This is a genomic window from Glycomyces endophyticus, assembly GCF_039531525.1.
In the GTDB taxonomy this organism is placed as follows: Bacteria; Actinomycetota; Actinomycetes; order Mycobacteriales; family Micromonosporaceae; genus Glycomyces; species Glycomyces endophyticus.
Map to the genome: position 1 here is coordinate 259,923 of NZ_BAAAQF010000006.1, position 18,324 is coordinate 278,246.

An 18,324-nucleotide genomic window follows, 5' to 3' on the forward strand; every position below is an offset into this window, starting at 1 on the left:
GCGGTACCGGCGGACACGAATCGATAGTTACGATTGATTCATGTCCGACCTCATGCTTCATGACATACCCGAGGACGAGCTGGAGCTCATCAAGGCCGAAGCCGACGCTCAACAGAAAACCGTCCAGGACTATCTGCTCGAGCGCGTACACGAACTCGCCATCGGGGCGAAGCGCCGCCGCAAGCTCGATGAGATCACTGCTCAGCTCAAGACGATGCCCCCGTCCACCTATACCGTAGAGGACGTGCTCGATGCCAAGGACGCGCCGAGGCGCGGCCTCGCATGATCGTCGTAGACTCCAGCGCCCTCGTCTGGTCTCTCACGGATGACGGAAAACTCAGCGAGCGCATTCGTTCGCTGCTGTCCATGCATACGCGTTGGATCGCGCCCGCCCATCTCGCCGCCGAATTCGGACATGCGGTACGCGGTATGTGCTTCGGCGGATCGAGCCGCAGAAGGCCCAATTGGCCATCGGCGCATTCCTAGATCTCGGAATCGAACTCGTCGAGCCCGATCAGACCGCACTCGATCGCGCATGGCAGCTTCGTCAGAACCTCAGCTTCTACGATGCGCTGTATGTCGCGCTGGCGGAGCAGACCAGTACTCCGCTGCTCACTACAGATGCCCGAATCGCCGCATCGGGTACGGCTCGCTGCGAGATACTGGTCGCCGCCCTCGACGACTGAACAGGCTCAGCCGGCTTCGATCACCGCGTCGTAGACGACCCGCTTCGGCGTACCGAAGCGGGTCGCGACCTCCTTCATCGCGGCCTTGCGGTCGGCGCCGGCGGCCTCCAGGGCGGCGACGGCCGCGGCCATCGCCTCGGGGGTGGCGTCGCTCGCGTCGGGGCCGGTCCAGCCCGAGACCACCAGGGTGATCTCGCCGCGCGGCGGGTCGGCGTCGGCGCCGTCGGCGAGGTCGCCGAGGCCGCCGCGGCGGACCTCCTCGTGGGTCTTGGTCAGCTCGCGGCACAGCGCCGCCGGGCGGTCGGCGCCGAGCGCCTCGGCCATGGCGCGCAGGGTGTCGGCCACGCGGCGCGGCGACTCGAAGAACACCATCGTGCGCCGCTCCTCGGCGAGCTCGCCGAACAGGCGCCGCCGCTCGCCGTCCTTGCGCGGCGCGAAGCCCTCGAAGCAGAACCGGTCGCACGGCATCCCCGAGAGCGCCAGCGCGGTCGTCACCGCGCTCGCGCCGGGCGCGCAGGTGACCGGGACGCCCGCGTCGATCGCGGCGCGCACGAGCCGGAAGCCGGGGTCGGAGACCGAGGGCATGCCGCCGTCGGTGATGACCGCCACGCGCTTGCCGTCGTGCAGCTGTTCGAGCAGGGCCGCGGTGCGCCCGGTCTCGTTCGCCTCGAAGTACGAGGTGATCTGCGCCCCTGGGACCACATCCAGCTCACTGAGCAGCCGGCGGAGCCGCCGGGTATCCTCTGCGGCGATGACGTCGGCCAGGCCGAGCTCGGTCCGCAGACGTGATGAGGCGTCCTCTGGATTTCCCAGGGGCGCACCGAGAAGCACCAAAACGCCCGAAGTTGTTGTCGACACCAGGCCAGTATCCCCCACCGACGGCGCCGGGGGCGCGGGCCGGTGATCGCGCCGCGACGGGCCGCACATGCAATCTGCCGCGTCATGCTGTCGGGTACCGGACATTGCCCTTACGCGTGAGCGAACGGTAACGGATACTTATAGTCACAACACAGGCGACATAACGCTAACCGCAAGCCCTCTGAACCCAATGGAGGCCGCCTTGTCCGTGATCCTCAGAGTCGGAGCGGGTCTCGCCGCTCTCATCATCGGTTACTACGTTCTGGGATTCATAGCGGACCATTGGGCATGGTTCGCGTCGGTGGCGATCCTGTTGGGGGGCACCGCACTCGCGGGCTGGTTCCTCTTCCGCAGCCGCGGCCACGAGCACCGGGACCGCGCGCTCACCGCCGAGCGGCACGAGATCATGCGGGGCGTCGACCGCATGAACATGCCGACCTTCGACGCGATGGTCGGCCAGCTCCTGGTCGGTCTGGACGCCAAGCGCGTCAAGAAGTTCGGCCACCGCAAGAACGACCTCGGCTGCAACTTCGTGGTGACCTTCACCAACGGCAAGCGCATCATCGTGCGCGCCAAGAAGGACGACAAGCAGCTGCGCCGGCGCAACGGGAACCGGCACGTGCAGATCCTCGGCGGGGAGATCAAGGCCCGCTGGGACTGCGACGCCGGCGTCATCATCACGAACGCGAACCTGCACTGGATGCACCACGCCGCGCGCAACGAGGCCGTCGCGCGCCAGCTGGGCGTCCTCATCGTCGACCGCGACCGCCTGGCGGAGTGGATCGACACGGGCCAGCCGCCGCCCGAGCTGCGCCCGGTGCGGGCCGCCATCCAGGCGGGCACCGGCGCGGCGCAGTAGAGTCGCCCCAGCAGTGATGCGAACGCGGCCCCGGGCTCTCGCCCGGGGCCGCGTCGCGTGCGGTGCGCGTCAGGAGGCCGCGAGGGTCGCGCTGGTGCTGCCCTCCTGGCCGTCCCGCGTGTAGGTGATGGCGACCTCGGTGCCGGAGGCGGTGCCCTGGACCGCGGCGACCACCTCGGAGGCGCTGGTGACGGGGTTCCCGTCGACGGCGGTGATGATGTCGCCCTCCTGGAGGCCGGCGGTCTCGGCGGGCGAGCCCGCCTCGACGCTGAGGACCATCGCGCCGTTGCCGTCGGTGTCGGCGACGGAGACGCCGAGGTAGCCCTGCTCGACCGAGCCGCCCTCGATGAGCTGCTCGACGACGCTCTGGACGGTGTTGGAGGGGATCGCGAAGCCGAGGCCGATCGAGCCGGAGTCGGTGGTCGCGATCGCGGTGTTGATGCCGATGAGCTCGCCGTCGCCGTTGACGAGCGCGCCGCCGGAGTTCCCGGAGTTGATGGCCGCGTCGGTCTGGATGAGGCCGGTGAGCGTCGAGCTGGACTGCTGCTGGAAGCCCTGGGACTCCTCGCCGGCGACGGTCATGGACCGGTCGAGGGCCGAGACGATGCCGGTGGTGACGGTGCCCTCGAGGCCGAGCGGGGAGCCGATGGCGACGGCGGCGTCGCCGACCTGGATCGAGTCGGAGTCGCCGAAGGCGATCGGCGTGAGGTCGTCGACGCCGGAGACCTGGATGACGGCGAGGTCCTGCGTGGAGTCGGTGGCGATGATCTGGGCGTCGGCGGTGGTGCCGTCGGAGAAGCGGACCTCCACGGTCTGGGCGCCGTCCACGACGTGGTTGTTGGTGACGATGTAGCCCTCGTCGGAGTACACCACGCCCGAGCCCTCGGCGGAGTCGGTGACGATGGTGACGACCGAGGGGCTGACCTTGTTGACGATGTCGGTGTAGGTGAGGCCCTGGCCGGCGTCCATGGAGACGGACTCGACGACGGTGGTGCCGCCGTCGCGGTCGGCGAGGAACCAGCCGCCCACGCCGCCGGCGCCGCCCGCGATGAGCGCGAGGGCGAGCGCCCCGGCGACGAGCTTCCCGCGGCCGCCGCGGCGCGGCGGGGCGACGGCGGCGCCGTGGCCCTGGTACATCGGCGGGACCTGCGAGGGCTGCCAGCCCGGGGCCGGGGCGGCCATGTGCGGCGCGCCGGCCGGGGCGGGCGCGGGGGCGCCGGCGGGCAGGACGCGGGTCTGGTCGGTGGCCGGGCCCGGGTGGGCCGCGGCCGGGTGGACCGGCGCCGGGTGGGCCTGCGGCGGGTGCGGGGCGTGGACCTGGCGCGGGTCGGCATGCGGGGCCGGCGCGGCGGCCGGGGGCAGGCTCGGCTCGGGCTCGCGGCGCTCGGGGAGCGGCTGGCCGGGGTCGTCGTCGGACGCGGCCGGGAGGTGGGGAGCCCCGTCGGGGCCCTGCCGCGCCCCTGCAAAGCCCTTGGGTTCGTCGGTCCCCTCGGGGCCCGTGGTGCTCTCAGTGTTGCTCATGTAAGGCAGCATGCAGGGCCCAGCTCTCGGTCCGCTGCGAAAACGCCTTAAAACCCTTTAATGATCAGCGTCCCGCCCAGAGGCGGGCGCACTGGTCAGCGGGGTCGGCCGGGGACGCGCGGGCGCGGTCGGCGGCCGTGGACCTCAGAGGTTCCTCAGGATCGGTCCGGCGCCTGCGGGTCGTCCTCGGGCTCGTCGGCCGGCTCGGCGGCGAGCCGGACCGTGAACGCGGTGCCCTCGCCGGGCCGCGAGGCGACCTGGACGGTGCCGCCGTGGGCCTTGACGATGGCCGCGACGATCGACAGGCCGAGCCCCGAACCGGGGTGGACGACCGCGTCGGAGCGGAAGAACCGCTCGAAGACCCGGTCGGCGGTCTCCTGCTCCATGCCGGGCCCGTCGTCGGCGACGGTGAGGAGGACCGTGCCGTCCTCGGAGGCGAGGCCCACGCGCACGTGCGTGCCCGCGGGCGTGTGCCGGAGCGCGTTCGACAGGAGGTTGTCGAGGACCTGCCGCATCCGGGCGCGGTCGGCGGCGACGACGGTGGCCGACCCGGGGGCGCACGTGAAGCTCAGCTCGTGGTCCTCGGCCATGACGGCGTGCGCGGTGACCGACTCGTGCGCGAGCGGCGCGAGGTCCACCGGCTCGGTCTCGACCGGCCGCTCCTGCCCGAGGCGGGCGAGGTGCAGCAGGTCGCCCACGAGCAGGCCCATGCGCTTGGCGGCCTCCTCGATCTGCCGGATGTAGTGCTGGCGGTCGGCCTCGGGCATCTGCGGGTTCGAGCGCACCAGCTCGGCGTACCCGCGCACGCTGGTGAGCGGCGTGCGCAGCTCGTGCGAGGCGTCGGCGATGAACTCGCGCATCCGCTCCTCGGAGTCGTGCGCGCGCTGCTCGGAGTACTCGCGGGCCCGCAGGGCGCTCTCGACCTTGGTGAGCATCGAGTTGATGGCCCGGCCGACGCGCCCGACCTCGGTGGCCGGGTCGTGCTCGGGGACGCGCCGCGAGTAGTTCCCGGCGGCGATCATCGCCGCGGTGTTCTCGATCTGCCGCAGCGGCGACAGGCTGGCGCGGACCAGGCCCACGCCGATCGCCGCGAGCCCGGCGAGGACGCCGGCGCCGATGAGCAGGTCGACCCACACCAGTCCGGCGACGGTCTTGTCGAAGTGCGCGAGCTTGTACGACAGCACGTAGTAGGCGTCACCCTGGAGGTTGTGGTCCTCGGGGTCGTACTCGGGGTCGTTCGTGCCGACGTTCGAGCCGGACAGGCCCAGGACCCGCCACCGGGTGGTCCCGTCGGCCGAGAGCGCCGTGAACGCCTCGCCGTCGGCCGCGACCAGGTCGTCGTAGTCGAACACCGGGTAGTCGGGGCGGTCGGTGGGCCGGTCGAACCGGTTGCCCTCGCTGTAGAGGATCGAGAAGACGTACTGCTCGGGCCGGACCGCGGGCGTGCCGTCGTCGTCCTCCATGTCCTCGGGGTCGAACACGTCGGGGCTGAAGTTGAGGAGCTGCGCCTCCAGCTCCTCGTCGACGGTGCCCAGGAAGTAGGAGTGGAGCGCCAGGATCGTGGAGACGCTGATGAGGATGAGCGAGCCGGCCACGAGCACGAGCACGGCGGCGGTGAGCCGCACCCGCAGCGGGGTGCGGTCCCACTTGTCGCGGACGCCTTCCATGACGCGGGGCGTGCTCAACGATGCTGCTCTCGCAGCACGTACCCGATCCCGCGGAGGGTCTGGATGAGCTTCGGCTCCCCGGTGTCGATCTTGCGGCGCAGGTAGGAGACGTAGGACTCGACGATGCCGTCGTCGCCGCGGAAGTCGTAGCGCCACACGTGGTCGAGGATCTGCGCCTTCGACAGGACCCGCCCGGCGTTGATCATGAAGTACCGCAGCAGCTTGAACTCGGTGGGCGACAGCTGCACGGCCTTGCCCGCGCGCCACACCTCGTGGGTCTCCTCGTCGAGCTCGAGGTCGGCGTACTGGAGGCGCGAGGGCCGCGGCAGCTCCCCGGAGGAGCGGCGCAGCACCGCGCGGATGCGCGCGACGACCTCCTCGAGCGCGAACGGCTTGGTGATGTAGTCGTCCCCGCCGACCGACAGGCCGGTGACGGTGTCGGCGGTGTCGTCGCGGGCGGTGAGGAACAGCACGGGCGTGTGGTCGGAGCCCGAGCGCATCCGCCGCACCACCTCGAAGCCGTCGAAGTCCGGCAGGTTCACGTCGAGGACGACCAGGTCGGGGCGGTGGCGCGCGATCGAGCGGAGCGCCTCGTCGCCGGAGCCGACGGCGTGGACGGCGAACCCGGCGTACCGCAGCGACGTGGCGAGCAGCTCGCAGATGTTCTCGTCGTCCTCCACGACCAGGAGGGTCGCTTCGGTCTCGGCGCTCGGCTGGCTGGTCGAAAGCGGCATGGCCTCATCTTCACGGTCGGGGCGGACCGGCGCGACGGCCGGTGCTCCGCAGGTCGCAAGTGATTCCGAAGCATACGCCCGACCCCCCGGCGTGCCAAGCCGTCGCGGCGGGCCGGACCGGCGCGGCGCGGCAGGTGACGGCGCGCACGGGTGCAGATCACGATCGTGTGACCTTTTTCTTACATGTGCGTGGCTTTGCGCGAATCGGGCGCGCGCGAGCTGTGTTCCGCCGCGGCGGTCGGATAGACTTTGTGTCGCAGCCGTGCACGTCGAGTGCGCGGGCAGGGAACCCTACCGGATCAGGTGAGTTCATGACGCTGTCAATCGAGACCGCCACGACCGACGCCGGAGTCGTGACCGTGGAGCTGGCCGGCGAGGTCGACTACGCGACCGCGCCGCAGATCCGCGAGACGATCACCAACGCCCTCGAGGCCGGCGGCGCCACCGCCATCCGGGTCGACGTCGCCAAGGTGACGGTCCTCGACTCCACCGGCATCGGCACCATCGTGGTGGCCTACCGCATCGCCCGCGAGATGGGCGTGGCGCTGGCCGTCGTCAACCCCAACCGCTTCATCACCCGCCTCTTCACCGTCGTCGGCGCCGAGGAGCTCCTGGAGGAGCCCACCGAGACGTTCTCCGGCAAGGAGCGCAGCGCGGCGGGCTAGGGCCCGCCGTCCGCAACCTCAGTGTTCCCGCCGGCCCGCGCAGGGCGCGAAACGCCGGTGTGGCGAACCAGACTTCCACCCGTATCCACCTGCTGCGCAGCACGTTCGCGCGGGTCCGAGTGACCGGCCCCGCAGAGTCGTTACCGGTACTACACTTTCTCCTCCCCCCGGTTACCCTTGAGTCCGGGGACTGCCGTCCCCGTCCACGCAGCGTCAAAGAAGAGGCGATTCAGCCGTGTCGAGTGCGACTCCGGGCAATCCGTTGACCGATTTCGGTGCCAATGAGTGGCTGGTCAACGAGATGTACGAGCGATACCGCGAAAACCCCGACAGTGTGAGCGCCGGGTGGCGCGAGTTCTTCGGCGGGGATCCGACCAACACGCCGCTCGTCGACGAGCACGAGGCGAAGGCCGCGCCGAAGGCGGAGGCCGAGCCGGCCCCCGCTCCGAAGCCCGCGCCGGTCCCCGAGCCGGTCGCGGCCGCGCCCGCCCCCGTGCGGGCCGAGCCCGCGCCCGCTGCCGTGGCACCCGAAGCTTCGACCGAGAAGGCGACCCCAGCAGTGAACGATTTCGGTACCAAGCCGCTCAAAGGCGTCGCGGCCAAGGTAGCCCAGAACATGGACGCGTCCCTGGAGATCCCGACGGCCACCTCGGTCCGCGCGGTCCCCGCGAAGCTCCTGTTCGACAACCGGATCGTCATCAACAACCACCTGAAGCGCGGCCAGGGCGGGAAGGTCTCCTTCACGCACCTCATCGGCTACGCGCTGGTGCAGGCGGTCAAGGCCCACCCGGGCATGAACGCGTCCTACAAGGTCGTCGACGGCAAGCCGCAGCTGGTCACGCCCGAGCACGTCAACCTCGGGCTCGCGATCGACCTGGCCAAGCCCGACGGCACCCGCACGCTCGTCGTGCCGTCCATCAAGCACACCGAGACCATGGACTTCCGCGAGTTCTGGCAGGCCTACGAGGACCTGGTCCGCAAGGCCCGCAACGGCAAGCTGACCATGGAGGACCACGCCGGGGCGACGCTCACGCTGACGAACCCGGGCGGCATCGGCACCGTCCACTCCGTCCCGCGCCTGATGAAGGGCCAGGGCCTCATCGTCGGCGTCGGCGCCATGGAGGTGCCCGCCGAGTTCGCCGGGGCCTCCGACGAGACCCTCTCCGACCTGGGCGTCTCCCGGATCATGACGGTCACCTCGACCTACGACCACCGGATCATCCAGGGCGCCGAGTCCGGCCAGTTCCTGGCGACGCTGCACAAGCTGCTGCTGGGCGACGGCTTCTTCGACGAGGTCTTCCGCTCGCTGCTCATCCCCTACGAACCGGTCCGCTGGGTCCGCGACGTGTCGAAGACCCACGAGGGCCAGATCGACAAGAACGCCCGCGTCATCGAGCTCATCCACGCGTACCGGGTCCGCGGCCACCTCATGGCCGACACGAACCCGCTGCACTACGAGATCCGCCGCCACCCCGACCTCGACATCCTGTCGCACGGCCTCACCCTGTGGGACCTCGACCGGACGTTCCCCGTCGGCGGCTTCGCGGGCCAGCAGCGCATGAAGCTCCGCGACATCCTCGGCGTCCTGCGCGACTCGTACTGCCGCCGCATGGGCGTGGAGTACATGCACATCCAGGACCCGGAGGAGCGCGCCTGGCTCCAGCGGCGCATCGAGGTCCCCTTCGAGAAGCCGAAGGTAGAGGAGCAGAAGCACATCCTCGGGCGCCTGAACGCCGCCGAGGCGTTCGAGACGTTCCTGCAGACGAAGTTCGTGGGCCAGAAGCGCTTCAGCCTCGAAGGCGGCGAGTCGCTCATCCCGCTGCTCGACCGCATCCTCAACGAGGCCGCGGGCGCCGAGCTCGACGAGGTCGTCATCGGCATGCCCCACCGCGGGCGCCTGAACGTCCTCGCCAACATCATCGGCAAGAAGCTCTCCAAGATCTTCACCGAGTTCGAGGGGCACATCGACCCCAAGAGCATCGGCGGCTCCGGCGACGTCAAGTACCACCTGGGCATGACCGGGAAGTTCACCTCCCCCGACGGCAAGGGCGAGACCACGGTCTCCCTGTGCGCCAACCCGTCCCACCTGGAGGCCGTCAACCCGGTCCTGGAGGGCGTGGTCCGCGCGAAGCAGGACCGCCTCAACCTCGGCGAGGACGGCTTCACCGTCATGCCGGTCGCCATCCACGGCGACGCCGCGTTCGCCGGCCAGGGCGTGGTCGCCGAGACCCTGAACCTGTCGCAGCTGCGCGGCTACCGCACCGGCGGCACCGTGCACGTCGTCGTCAACAACCAGGTCGGCTTCACGACCGCGCCGACGCACTCGCGCTCGTCGCTGTACTGCACCGACGTCGCCCGCATGATCCAGGCGCCGATCTTCCACGTCAACGGGGACGACCCCGAGGCCGTGGCCGAGGTCGCCAAGCTCGCGTTCGCGTTCCGCCAGCAGTTCCGCAAGGACGTCGTCATCGACATGGTCTGCTACCGGCGCCGCGGCCACAACGAGGGCGACGACCCGAAGATGACCAACCCGCAGATGTACCAGGTCATCGACGGCAAGCAGTCCGTGCGCAAGCTGTACACCCGCGCGCTCATCGGCCGCGGCGACATCACCATGGAGGACGCCGAGGAGGCGCTCGCGGACTACCAGGCCCAGCTCGAACGGGTCTTCCGCGAGACCAAGGAGGCCCTGGCCGGGCAGACCGGCCCGCTGCCGTGGCGCCACCAGCCCGAGCCGGTCGCCGACATCGACACCTCCGTCGACGCCGAGACGATCGCGATGATCGGCAAGGCCCACACCACGCTCCCCGAGGGCTTCGTCCCGCACAAGGCGATCCGCAAGGTCCTCGAGAAGCGCAGCGAGATGTCGACCTCCGGCCACGTCGACTGGGCGTTCGGCGAGATCCTCGCGTTCGGCTCGCTCCTCATGCAGGGCAAGGCCGTCCGCCTCGCCGGCCAGGACTCGCGCCGCGGCACCTTCGTGCAGCGCCACGCGGTCGCCATCGACCAGGCCACCGGCGACGAGTACACGCCGCTGGGGCACCTGGGCGAGCACACCGCGAAGTTCTTCATCTACGACTCGCTGCTCAGCGAGTACGCCGCGCTCGGCTTCGAGTACGGCTATTCGGTGGAGAACCCCGACATGCTCGTCGCGTGGGAGGCCCAGTTCGGCGACTTCGTCGACGGCGCCCAGACGATCATCGACGAGTTCATCTCCTCGGGCGAGGCCAAGTGGGGCCAGCACTCCGGCGTGACCCTGCTGCTGCCGCACGGCCACGAGGGCGCCGGCCCGGACCACACGTCCGGGCGCATCGAGCGCTTCCTCCAGCTGTGCGCCGACGAGAACATGCGCGTGGTCAACTCCACGAGCCCGGCGAACTACTTCCACCTGCTGCGCCGCCAGGGCCTCGACCCGGTCAAGAAGCCCCTCGTGGTCTTCACGCCGAAGTCGCTCCTGCGCCACAAGGCCGCTGTCAGCCACCTGGACGAGTTCACCAGCGGCCGGTTCCAGCCGGTCCTGCACGACCCGGCGCTCGCGTCCGGCGAGATCCGCCCCGAAAACGTCAAGCGCGTCCTCCTGTGCTCCGGCAAGGTCTACTACGACCTGGCCGCCGCCCGGACCGCCCGCGGCGTCACCGACACCGCGATCCTCCGCGTCGAGCAGCTGTACCCGCTGCCGGCCGAGGAGCTCAAGGCCGCCCTCGGCGCGTTCCCGAACGCCGTCGAGACCGCCTGGGTCCAGGAGGAGCCGGCGAACCAGGGCGCCTGGTCGTTCATCGCGCTCAACCTGCTGGAGCAGCTCGGCGGGGTCCACCTGCGCCGGATCTCCCGCCCGGCCGCCGCCGCGCCGTCCACCGGCTCGCCGAAGGTCCACGAGGTCGAGCAGCAGGCGCTCATCGACGTGGCGGTCCCGCAGCCGCAGTAAGCGAACGAGACCGTAAGGGGGAGGGGCCGCGGGCCCCTCCCCCTTCGGCGTCCCCTCGCGGCGAACCCACGAGAACCCACGAGAACCGAAGTGGCGGGAGCGCACCACCAGCACCTCTGTTCGCAATCTGCACAGTGGTACCGATATCTATGCCCCGGTCCTCTTGACTCCCCCTGTGATAGCGATAACAATGTCAGAACGGCTCACCCTTCCACCGGCCGCCCCGACAAAGCTCACATTGGAGTGATGCATAGATGCGGAACCCTCCCTCGCCACCTGGAGCGCTCTCCAGGCGGGCGCTCCTCACCGGGACGGCCGCCGCCGCCGGACTCGGACTCGCCGGCTGCGGCTCGATCACCGGCGGCATCGGCGGCGGCACCACCGTCAAGCAGTGGAACCTTCTCGCCGGCTCCGACGGCGCGATCATGACAACCATGCACGAGCAGTTCATGGAGGAGACCGGGGTCGACCTCAAGGCCACCACCTTCGCGTGGGGCACCCCCTTCTACACCAAGCTCGTCATGGGCGCCTCCGGCGGCAACGCCGCCGACGTCGCCACCATCCACCTCTCGCGCCTCCAGAGCCTCTCCCCCTCGACCCTCCTCGACGCGATCGAGATCGACGAGCTCGTCGACGCCGGGCTCGACCCCGAGGACTTCACCCCCGACATCTGGGACCGGTGCTTCTCCGACGACCGGCTGTACGCCGTCCCCCTGGACACGCACGCCCTCGTCAACTACTACAACCGCACGATCTGCGAGCAGGCCGGCGTCCTCAACCCCGACGGCACGCTCCTGGAGACCCACGGCGTCGAGGAGTACTTCGACCTCCTGCGCGCCGTCAAGGACGTGACCGGCGAGTACGGCACCTCCCTCGACACCAACGCCGGATGGCGCCAGTTCTGGGCCTGGTACCGCCAGCAGGACGGCGAGTGGATCTTCCACGAGGACGGCTTCGAACTCGACGACGACAAGGCCCTCAACGCCATCGACACCATGTGGCGCATGGCCGACGAAGGCCTGTGCCCGCGCATCTCCGACGGCGGCGCGACCGCCGCGAACTTCGAGAACGGCGCCGGCGGCCTCGTCCAGGTCGGCAACTGGGAGATCACCCGCTTCCGCGCCTTCAACGAGGCCCAGGGCCTCGACTTCTCCATGACCGAGATGCCGGACTTCTTCGGCAACCGCCGCACGCAGGGCGACTGCCACGCGTTCGTCCTCCCCCGCCACAACAGCTGGAACGCCGACGTCAGGAAGGCGACGGTCGACTACGTCGCGTTCATGCTCCAGAACAGCTTCCAGTGGGGCGCCGGCGCGGGCCACACCCCCGCCTACCTGCCCGTCACCGACAGCCCCGAGTACCAGGACCTCGAGCCGAACGCCGAGTACTCCGGCGTGGTCGACAACGTCCAGTTCGACCCCGACGTGTGGTTCGCCGGCTCCGCCGCCCGCCTGCCCGACGAGGTCGGCCGGGTCTTCGCCGGGGTGTACTCCGGCGCCAACGACCCCGAGACCGCGCTGGCGGCCATCAAGGACGTCGCCCAGACCATGGTCGAACTGCCCAACCCGATCGACTGAAACGATGCAAAGGGACCTCTCTGATGTCTACTGACACCGCGACGCCCGAAGCGGCGTCCACGGCGGACCGGCCGCCGTCCCCAGCGCCCGCGCGGGCGCCGAAGCGTCGCTCCTGGCTCGGGCTGTGGTTCGTCCTGCCGTTCGTCGCCGTCTACGCCGTCTTCATGATCTGGCCGATGCTCCTCGGCCTGTACTACTCCTTCACCGACAAGAGCCTCACCGGCCGCCCCGTCGAGTGGATCGGCCTGGAGAACTGGATCGAGGCCTTCGGCGACCCCGCCGCGATGGACTCGCTGTGGAACACCGCCTGGTTCACGATCCTGTCGACCCCGCCGCTGGTCGTTCTCGGCCTCGCGTTCGCGCTGCTCGCGCACCGCGCCCGCCGCCTCGGCTGGTTCCTGCGGCTGTCGTTCTTCGCGCCGTTCGTCATCCCCGTCTCCGTGGTCACCATGGTCTGGCTGTGGATGTACCAGCCCGCGGGCGGCCTCTTCAACCACTACCTCGGGGAGTGGGGCCTCGGCGGGGACCACCTGTGGGCGTTCCAGCAGGACGCCATGGGCTCGGTCGTCGTCACCACGGTGTGGTGGACGCTCGGGTTCAACTTCCTGCTGTACCTCGCCGCCCTCCAGACCATCCCGGCGGAGGTGTACGAGGCCGCCGACATCGACGGCGCGAACTCGCTCCAGAAGCTCTGGTCGATCACGCTGCCGCTGCTCAAGCGCACGACCGCGCTGGTGATCGTCCTCCAGCTCATCGCGTCGCTGCGGATCTTCGACCAGTACTACCTGATGGCGGGCGGGGCCTCGAACCTCGCCACCGAGAACGTCTTCATCCAGTACATCTACAACTCCGGCTTCGTGGGCTTCCGGATCGGCTACGCCTCGGCGCTGTCGTACATCCTGTTCGCCTGCATCATCGTCATCGCCCTGATCCAGTTCCGTCTGCTGTCGAGGAGGGAGGACTGACATGACCGCCGTGCAAACGAGGCCCGAGGCCTCCGAGCGCGCGCCCCGCGCCGTCAAGCGCCGGTCGCGCATCCGCGTCACCCCCGGCTCCGCCCTGGTCTACTTCGCCGCCTTCGTGCTGGCGCTGCTGTGGCTGGTGCCGCTGCTGTGGGCGCTGTCCACGTCGTTCAAGCCCGAGACCGAGGCCAGCCTCGGCCAGCCGATCCACTGGCTGCCGCAGGAGTGGTCGCTGGAGGGCTACCGGACGCTGTTCGAGCGCGGCGACCACGTCACGTGGATGATCAACTCGACCGTGGTCTCCACGATCGTCACCGTGCTGACGCTGGCGCTGTGCGTCCTGGCCGCCTACGGGTTCTCGCGCCTGGACTTCCCCGGCAAGAAGATCGTCTACGGCGTGGTCCTCGCCGGGATCATGGTGCCCTCGCAGGCGCTCATCATCCCGCTGTTCGACGTCGTCAGCGCCCTGCGGATGGTCGACACCTACTGGGGCCTGGCGCTCCCGCAGGTCGTGGCGCCGGTGATGATCTTCATCCTGAAGCGGTTCTTCGACGCGATCCCGCGCGACTACGAGGAGGCCGCGCGGATCGACGGCGCCGGCCACCTGCGGGTCCTGTGGAGCGTCATCCTGCCGCTGTCGGGGCCGATCCTCGCCGCCGTCGGGATCTTCACGTTCATCGGGGCGTGGAACAACTTCCTGTGGCCGCTGCTGGTCGCCAACGACCCGTCGATCATGACCCTCCCGGTGGGCCTGGGCGTGGTCGCGGGCGGCTACGGCCTGCTGTACGCGCAGAACATGGCCTCGGCCGTCCTCGGCGCGCTGCCGCTGCTCATCGTGTTCCTGATCTTCCAGAAGCAGATCGTCAAGGGCGTCGCAGGCGTCGGCCTGAAGTAGTCGCGACATGGGGCGGGACGCGGCTGTCGCCGCGTCCCGCCCGTACGTCTTCTCTGCAGCGGCCCTCTCAGACCGGGGCCGCTCGTTCCGGCACTGCCGTCGGGTTCGCTGCCGTCATAGCACCCCCTCCTTGACGAGGCACGAGGCGGGCGCGTAGCCGACGGTGTCGCCGGACTGGACGCGGATCCACTCGGTCTCCCAGCGGAGCCCCGCGCAGCCGATCGTCCTGCCGCCCTGGACGGCCTCGCAGGCCCCGTGCACCTCGGTCTTGTTGTGCAGGCGCAGCAGCCGCCGCGCCCCCATGTCGGTCTCGGTGAACACCGAGACCCCGAACGTGGCCTTGACGGCGTACGTGCACGACAGGTCCTGCTCGTGGGTCCAGCCCTCCGAGAGGATCGCGTGCTGCGCCGCTATCGGGCGGGCCTCGGTGCCCGAGACGCCCGCCGCCTCGGAGGCGGCGCTCTCCCCGTTCCTCGCCAGGGCGATGGCCACGACCATGATGGCCGCCGCGATCGCGATCCTGACCAGGAGCTTCTTGGTCACCGTCCACGTGCTCCCCGCGGCGGACTTGACGCCGCCCCTGACCCGTCCCAGTACCGACATGGCCGCTTCCCCCTGCCCTCGGCGCCCGTCTGGTCAAGGCGCTCGGCGTTCGATGCCGGGGCCGTGGAGCGGCCCGTGAGTGACATCCATTACAGGGTGAGGGCAGGCGGGGCCGGCCGGAGGGCGAACCCGCCAGAAACCGGCCCCACTGTCGTACTTACGACGCTGTCGCGGGGCGCTAGGACGCGGTGACGACGACCTTCCCGAAGGCGTCGCCCGAGGCCAGGCGGCGCAGGGCCTGCTCGGCGTCGGCGAGGGCGTGGACGGAGTCGACGACGGGCCGCAGGCCGCTCTCGGCGCAGAAGAGCAGGAGTTCGCGCAGCTCGGCGAGGGTGCCCATGGTCGATCCGACGAGCTCCAGCTGCTTGAAGAAGACGTGCCGCAGGTCGACCTCGGCGATCGGCCCGCCGGTGACGCCGCAGTTGACGAGGCGCCCGCCGGGTTTGAGGGACTTGATGGAGTGGGCCATGACCGGCGCGCCCACGGAGTCGACGACGACGTCGACGCGCTCGGGCAGGCGCCCGCCGGCCTCGACGGGGACGGCGCCGAGCTCGGCGGCCCGCTCGCGGCGCTCAGGCGTGCGGGAGGTGGCGTACACGCGGGCCCCGAGGGCCCGGGCGAGCACGATCGCGGCGGTGGCGACCCCGCCGCCGGCCCCCTGGACGAGCACGGCGCTGTCGCCGGCGGCGCCGAGGCGGCCGCGGCTGGTGAGCATCCGCCAGGCGGTGAGGTAGGCGGTGGGCAGGCACGCGGCCTCGGCGGCGCTCCAGCCCTTCGGCGCGGGCACGAGGTTGCGCGCCGGGACGGCGACGGACTCGGCGAGGGTGCCGGGGTGGAGCTCGGACAGGAGCGTGCGCTTCGGGTCGAGCGTCTCGTCGTCGAGCGAGGGGTCGGCGATGACGGGGTAGACGACGACTTCGTCGCCCTCGTCGGTGCGGCCGACGGCGTCGGTCCCGAGGATCATCGGGGTCTGCTCGGCGCGGAGGCCGACCCCGGCGAGCGACCAGAGGTCGTGGTGGTTGACCGAGGCGGCGACGAGCGAGACGCGGACCCAGTCCTCCGGGACGGGCGGCGGCTCGATCTCACCCACCGAGAGGGCGTCGAACGGGTCCTCGGGGTTCACGTTGCGGGCGTATGCGGCGAGCATCGGGACTGACCTCCGTCTCGGGTGTTTCACTGGCCGACATGCGGTTCCGTGAGGAGCGTCGTCGGCCTCCCAACTGTAGGGGCCGGGCCACTCGGGGCCACCGGAGAGGTAGGGTCGGCGATGGAATCACAACCCACTTTAGGAAGCTGGAGGGGCACATGATCAAGCCTCTGTTCACGCGGCTGCTGCCGCAGATCACGGCTTCCGCTCACTGCGACCTGCCGTGCGGGGTTTACGACCCGGCGCAGGCGCGCATCGAAGCGGAGTCGGTCAAGGCCATCTGCGAGAAGTACCAGGCCAACGAGGACCCGGAGTTCCGCACTCGCGCCCTGATCATCAAGGAGCAGCGCTCGAACCTGGTCAAGGAGCACCTGTGGGTGCTCTGGACCGACTACTTCAAGCCGCCGCACTTCGAGAAGTACCCGCAGCTCCACACCCTCGTCAACGAGGCCACGAAGCTCGCGGGCGCGTCGGGCGCCAAGGGCTCCGCCGACCCGAAGGTCGCCGAGGAGCTCCTCGCCAAGATCGACGAGATCGCGACGATCTTCTGGGAGACCAAGAAGGCCTAGCGGCCCCGAATCGTGCGGAGCGCCCTGTCCCGAGCCGCGGGACCGGGCGCTCTTCCGTACCGGGGCGTCCCCGCGGGTGGGAATTCGGCCGGGGTGGTCAGCGCCCGGGCCGGGGTCGGATTATCCTTTGCAGCGAGAGGGGTCCTCGCTTGGGCTCCCCCGCAGGGCTACGGGAAGCGGTTATGCCGGTGAGCGATGAGCGCGACGACGTGCTGCTGCTCGACGTGCCCTCGTCGGGCGACTACCTGTCGGTCCTGCCGACCGCCACGGCGGCGGTGGCGACCCGCCTCGGGTTCTCCCTCGACGAGATCGAGGACCTGCGCGCGGCGGTGAACGCCGCGGTCGCGCTCCTGATCCCGCCCGAGCCCGGCCGCCCGCGGCCGTTCCGCCGCAAGAGCGGCGACGAGCCCCTGCACTGCCGCCTGGAAGTGGGCGAGGAGGCCCTCCAGATCGTGCTGAGCCGCCCCAAGGGCGAGCCCCTCCCCGACGCCGGGTCCTACCAGTGGCAGGTCCTCAAGGCGCTCACCGACGAGGTCGAGTCCGAGGTCGAGGGCGCGCTCACGACGATCCGCATCCGCCAGCGCCGCCCCGCGACGGAGGCCGACGCCGACACCGAGCGGCACCGGATCCACTAGCCGGGGCCCGCTGTCGGACCCCTCGGGCATCATCGGGTCAGAAGGCCCTGCCCGGCGGCTGCGCCTGCGGTGCGCCCGGTCCGGACAAGCTTGAAGGCCCGGCGTCGCCACCGGGCCTTCCAAGCTTCTGTCGTCACAAATTCGAGGGATGGGTGATCAAGGGATTGCGTGGTCCTAGCCGACGACCTGGGCGGCGAGCGTGCGCATCGCACCGGAGCGGCGCTTCAGCTCGCGGCGCTCGATCTCGCTCATGCCACCCCACACGCCCGCGTCCTGACCGCTCTCGAGCGCCCACCGCAGGCACTCCTCGGTCACGGGGCAGCGCCGGCAGACGTTCTTGGCCTGCTCGATCTGTACCAGTGCCGGACCGGTGTCCCCGATCGGGAAGAACAGCTCGGGGTCCTCGTCGCGGCAGATGGCCTCGTGGCGCCAATCCATCAAAACATCTCCTTGCTAAGCATCAAGCATCTTGCTTTCACGGTGTTATGAGTTCTTAAGGTTTCGGGCGTCGCGGACCGCTGGGGTCCTCGCGCCGGGCGTTCAGGCCGCGCTCCGCTGGCGCGCCGATCCGTGTTCCGCCGCTGTGGTCGCGGCGGCGCACCCCACGGATGGCGCAGGCGGGCACTCAGGGCGGTTCTCGTCTCCCTGCAAAGGGAATCGTTGTCACCGCGAGCGTGGAGTGCCCTCGCGCAGCGCCAGCTCCGTTGCTGAACGCACTGGGCCGGGGAGGCACACACCCGCCTACGGCGTCGGCCGCCCGAATGGCGACTGCAAACGTACAGCTCCGCGAGCGGATCTGCGACTAGTCCGCACCGTGACCCGGGCCCTTGTGAATACTTTCACAAGGTCGTGATTTGTCAAGGGTTCGACTCCGGAATTCAGCACGAAGTGAGTGAACTCACCGTGCTACCTCGAAGAAGACTCGGGGAACGCAATCCTCGGCACCGCCGGGACCCCTACCGCGGGCCCTCGTGCGATACCCGCCACACGATCCCTCCGCGCGGCCCGAAAACCGTTGTCC

At 70.2% G+C, this 18,324-nt stretch carries 17 protein-coding genes; 10 read left to right on the forward strand and 7 right to left on the reverse strand.

Going from position 1 to position 18,324, the window contains the following annotated elements; all coding sequences use genetic code 11:
- The first annotated feature begins 40 nt into the window (after window positions 1-40).
- Together ABD419_RS11270 and ABD419_RS11275 are read left to right on the forward strand one after the other, a co-directional pair.
- Window positions 41-286, forward strand: a complete 246-nt coding sequence (locus ABD419_RS11270; RefSeq protein WP_344486033.1) for a hypothetical protein — start codon at window positions 41-43, stop codon at window positions 284-286.
- Window positions 287-431: 145 nt separating this feature from the next.
- Complete coding sequence (locus ABD419_RS11275) at window positions 432-686, forward strand: type II toxin-antitoxin system VapC family toxin (protein WP_344486036.1); 255 nt, start codon at window positions 432-434, stop codon at window positions 684-686.
- A 6-nt stretch (window positions 687-692) separates the two neighbouring features.
- On the opposite strand, the gene rsmI is transcribed toward ABD419_RS11275, so the two are convergent.
- Window positions 693-1,547: a 16S rRNA (cytidine(1402)-2'-O)-methyltransferase gene (rsmI, locus tag ABD419_RS11280; RefSeq protein ID WP_344486137.1), complete on the reverse strand. Its 855-nt coding sequence runs from the start codon at window positions 1,545-1,547 to the stop codon at window positions 693-695.
- A 298-nt stretch (window positions 1,548-1,845) separates the two neighbouring features.
- Between rsmI and ABD419_RS11285 the strand changes: the two genes are divergently transcribed.
- On the forward strand, window positions 1,846-2,403 hold the full coding sequence (locus ABD419_RS11285; RefSeq protein WP_344486038.1) for a restriction endonuclease: 558 nt from the start codon (window positions 1,846-1,848) through the stop codon (window positions 2,401-2,403).
- A 69-nt stretch (window positions 2,404-2,472) separates the two neighbouring features.
- On the opposite strand, the gene ABD419_RS11290 is transcribed toward ABD419_RS11285, so the two are convergent.
- From ABD419_RS11290 to ABD419_RS11300, 3 genes are all read right to left on the reverse strand, one after another.
- Window positions 2,473-3,924: a S1C family serine protease gene (locus ABD419_RS11290; RefSeq protein WP_344486040.1), complete on the reverse strand. Its 1,452-nt coding sequence runs from the start codon at window positions 3,922-3,924 to the stop codon at window positions 2,473-2,475.
- Window positions 3,925-4,079: 155 nt separating this feature from the next.
- Window positions 4,080-5,609, reverse strand: coding sequence for a sensor histidine kinase (locus tag ABD419_RS11295; protein WP_344486043.1), 1,530 nt, complete (start codon window positions 5,607-5,609; stop codon window positions 4,080-4,082).
- On the reverse strand, window positions 5,606-6,325 hold the full coding sequence (locus ABD419_RS11300) for a response regulator transcription factor (RefSeq protein ID WP_106361950.1): 720 nt from the start codon (window positions 6,323-6,325) through the stop codon (window positions 5,606-5,608). The genes ABD419_RS11295 and ABD419_RS11300 overlap by 4 nt, the downstream gene beginning before the upstream one ends.
- 311 nt (window positions 6,326-6,636) lie before the next feature.
- On the opposite strand from ABD419_RS11300, the gene ABD419_RS11305 reads away from it, so the two are divergent.
- The 5 genes from ABD419_RS11305 to ABD419_RS11325 all read left to right on the forward strand — a co-directional run bounded on the left by ABD419_RS11305 (window position 6,637) and on the right by ABD419_RS11325 (window position 14,349).
- On the forward strand, window positions 6,637-6,990 hold the full coding sequence (locus tag ABD419_RS11305; RefSeq protein WP_091053583.1) for an STAS domain-containing protein: 354 nt from the start codon (window positions 6,637-6,639) through the stop codon (window positions 6,988-6,990).
- Between the two features lie 235 nt (window positions 6,991-7,225).
- Window positions 7,226-10,915 carry a multifunctional oxoglutarate decarboxylase/oxoglutarate dehydrogenase thiamine pyrophosphate-binding subunit/dihydrolipoyllysine-residue succinyltransferase subunit gene (locus tag ABD419_RS11310; RefSeq protein ID WP_344486047.1) on the forward strand — a complete coding sequence of 1,230 codons (3,690 nt, stop codon included), beginning with the start codon at window positions 7,226-7,228 and terminating at the stop codon, window positions 10,913-10,915.
- Between the two features lie 254 nt (window positions 10,916-11,169).
- Complete coding sequence (locus ABD419_RS11315) at window positions 11,170-12,492, forward strand: extracellular solute-binding protein (protein ID WP_344486050.1); 1,323 nt, start codon at window positions 11,170-11,172, stop codon at window positions 12,490-12,492.
- Between the two features lie 23 nt (window positions 12,493-12,515).
- Window positions 12,516-13,457, forward strand: coding sequence for a carbohydrate ABC transporter permease (locus ABD419_RS11320; protein ID WP_344486053.1), 942 nt, complete (start codon window positions 12,516-12,518; stop codon window positions 13,455-13,457).
- Window position 13,458: 1 nt separating this feature from the next.
- On the forward strand, window positions 13,459-14,349 hold the full coding sequence (locus tag ABD419_RS11325) for a carbohydrate ABC transporter permease (protein ID WP_344486056.1): 891 nt from the start codon (window positions 13,459-13,461) through the stop codon (window positions 14,347-14,349).
- A gap of 114 nt (window positions 14,350-14,463) precedes the next feature.
- Here the strand turns inward: ABD419_RS11325 and ABD419_RS11330 are convergent, their stop codons facing one another.
- Together ABD419_RS11330 and ABD419_RS11335 are read right to left on the reverse strand one after the other, a co-directional pair.
- Window positions 14,464-14,952: a hypothetical protein gene (locus ABD419_RS11330; protein WP_344486059.1), complete on the reverse strand. Its 489-nt coding sequence runs from the start codon at window positions 14,950-14,952 to the stop codon at window positions 14,464-14,466.
- Window positions 14,953-15,130: 178 nt separating this feature from the next.
- Window positions 15,131-16,099 carry a zinc-binding dehydrogenase gene (locus ABD419_RS11335; RefSeq protein WP_344486062.1) on the reverse strand — a complete coding sequence of 323 codons (969 nt, stop codon included), beginning with the start codon at window positions 16,097-16,099 and terminating at the stop codon, window positions 15,131-15,133.
- A gap of 158 nt (window positions 16,100-16,257) precedes the next feature.
- Here ABD419_RS11335 and sodN point away from each other — a divergent pair, with 158 nt between their 5' ends.
- Complete coding sequence (gene sodN / locus ABD419_RS11340; protein ID WP_344486065.1) at window positions 16,258-16,668, forward strand: superoxide dismutase, Ni; 411 nt, start codon at window positions 16,258-16,260, stop codon at window positions 16,666-16,668.
- Between the two features lie 188 nt (window positions 16,669-16,856).
- Window positions 16,857-17,303, forward strand: coding sequence for an ATP-binding protein (locus ABD419_RS11345; RefSeq protein ID WP_344486068.1), 447 nt, complete (start codon window positions 16,857-16,859; stop codon window positions 17,301-17,303).
- Between the two features lie 174 nt (window positions 17,304-17,477).
- Here the strand turns inward: ABD419_RS11345 and ABD419_RS11350 are convergent, their stop codons facing one another.
- Window positions 17,478-17,741, reverse strand: coding sequence for a WhiB family transcriptional regulator (locus ABD419_RS11350; protein ID WP_344486071.1), 264 nt, complete (start codon window positions 17,739-17,741; stop codon window positions 17,478-17,480).
- Between the last annotated feature and the right edge of the window lie 583 nt (window positions 17,742-18,324).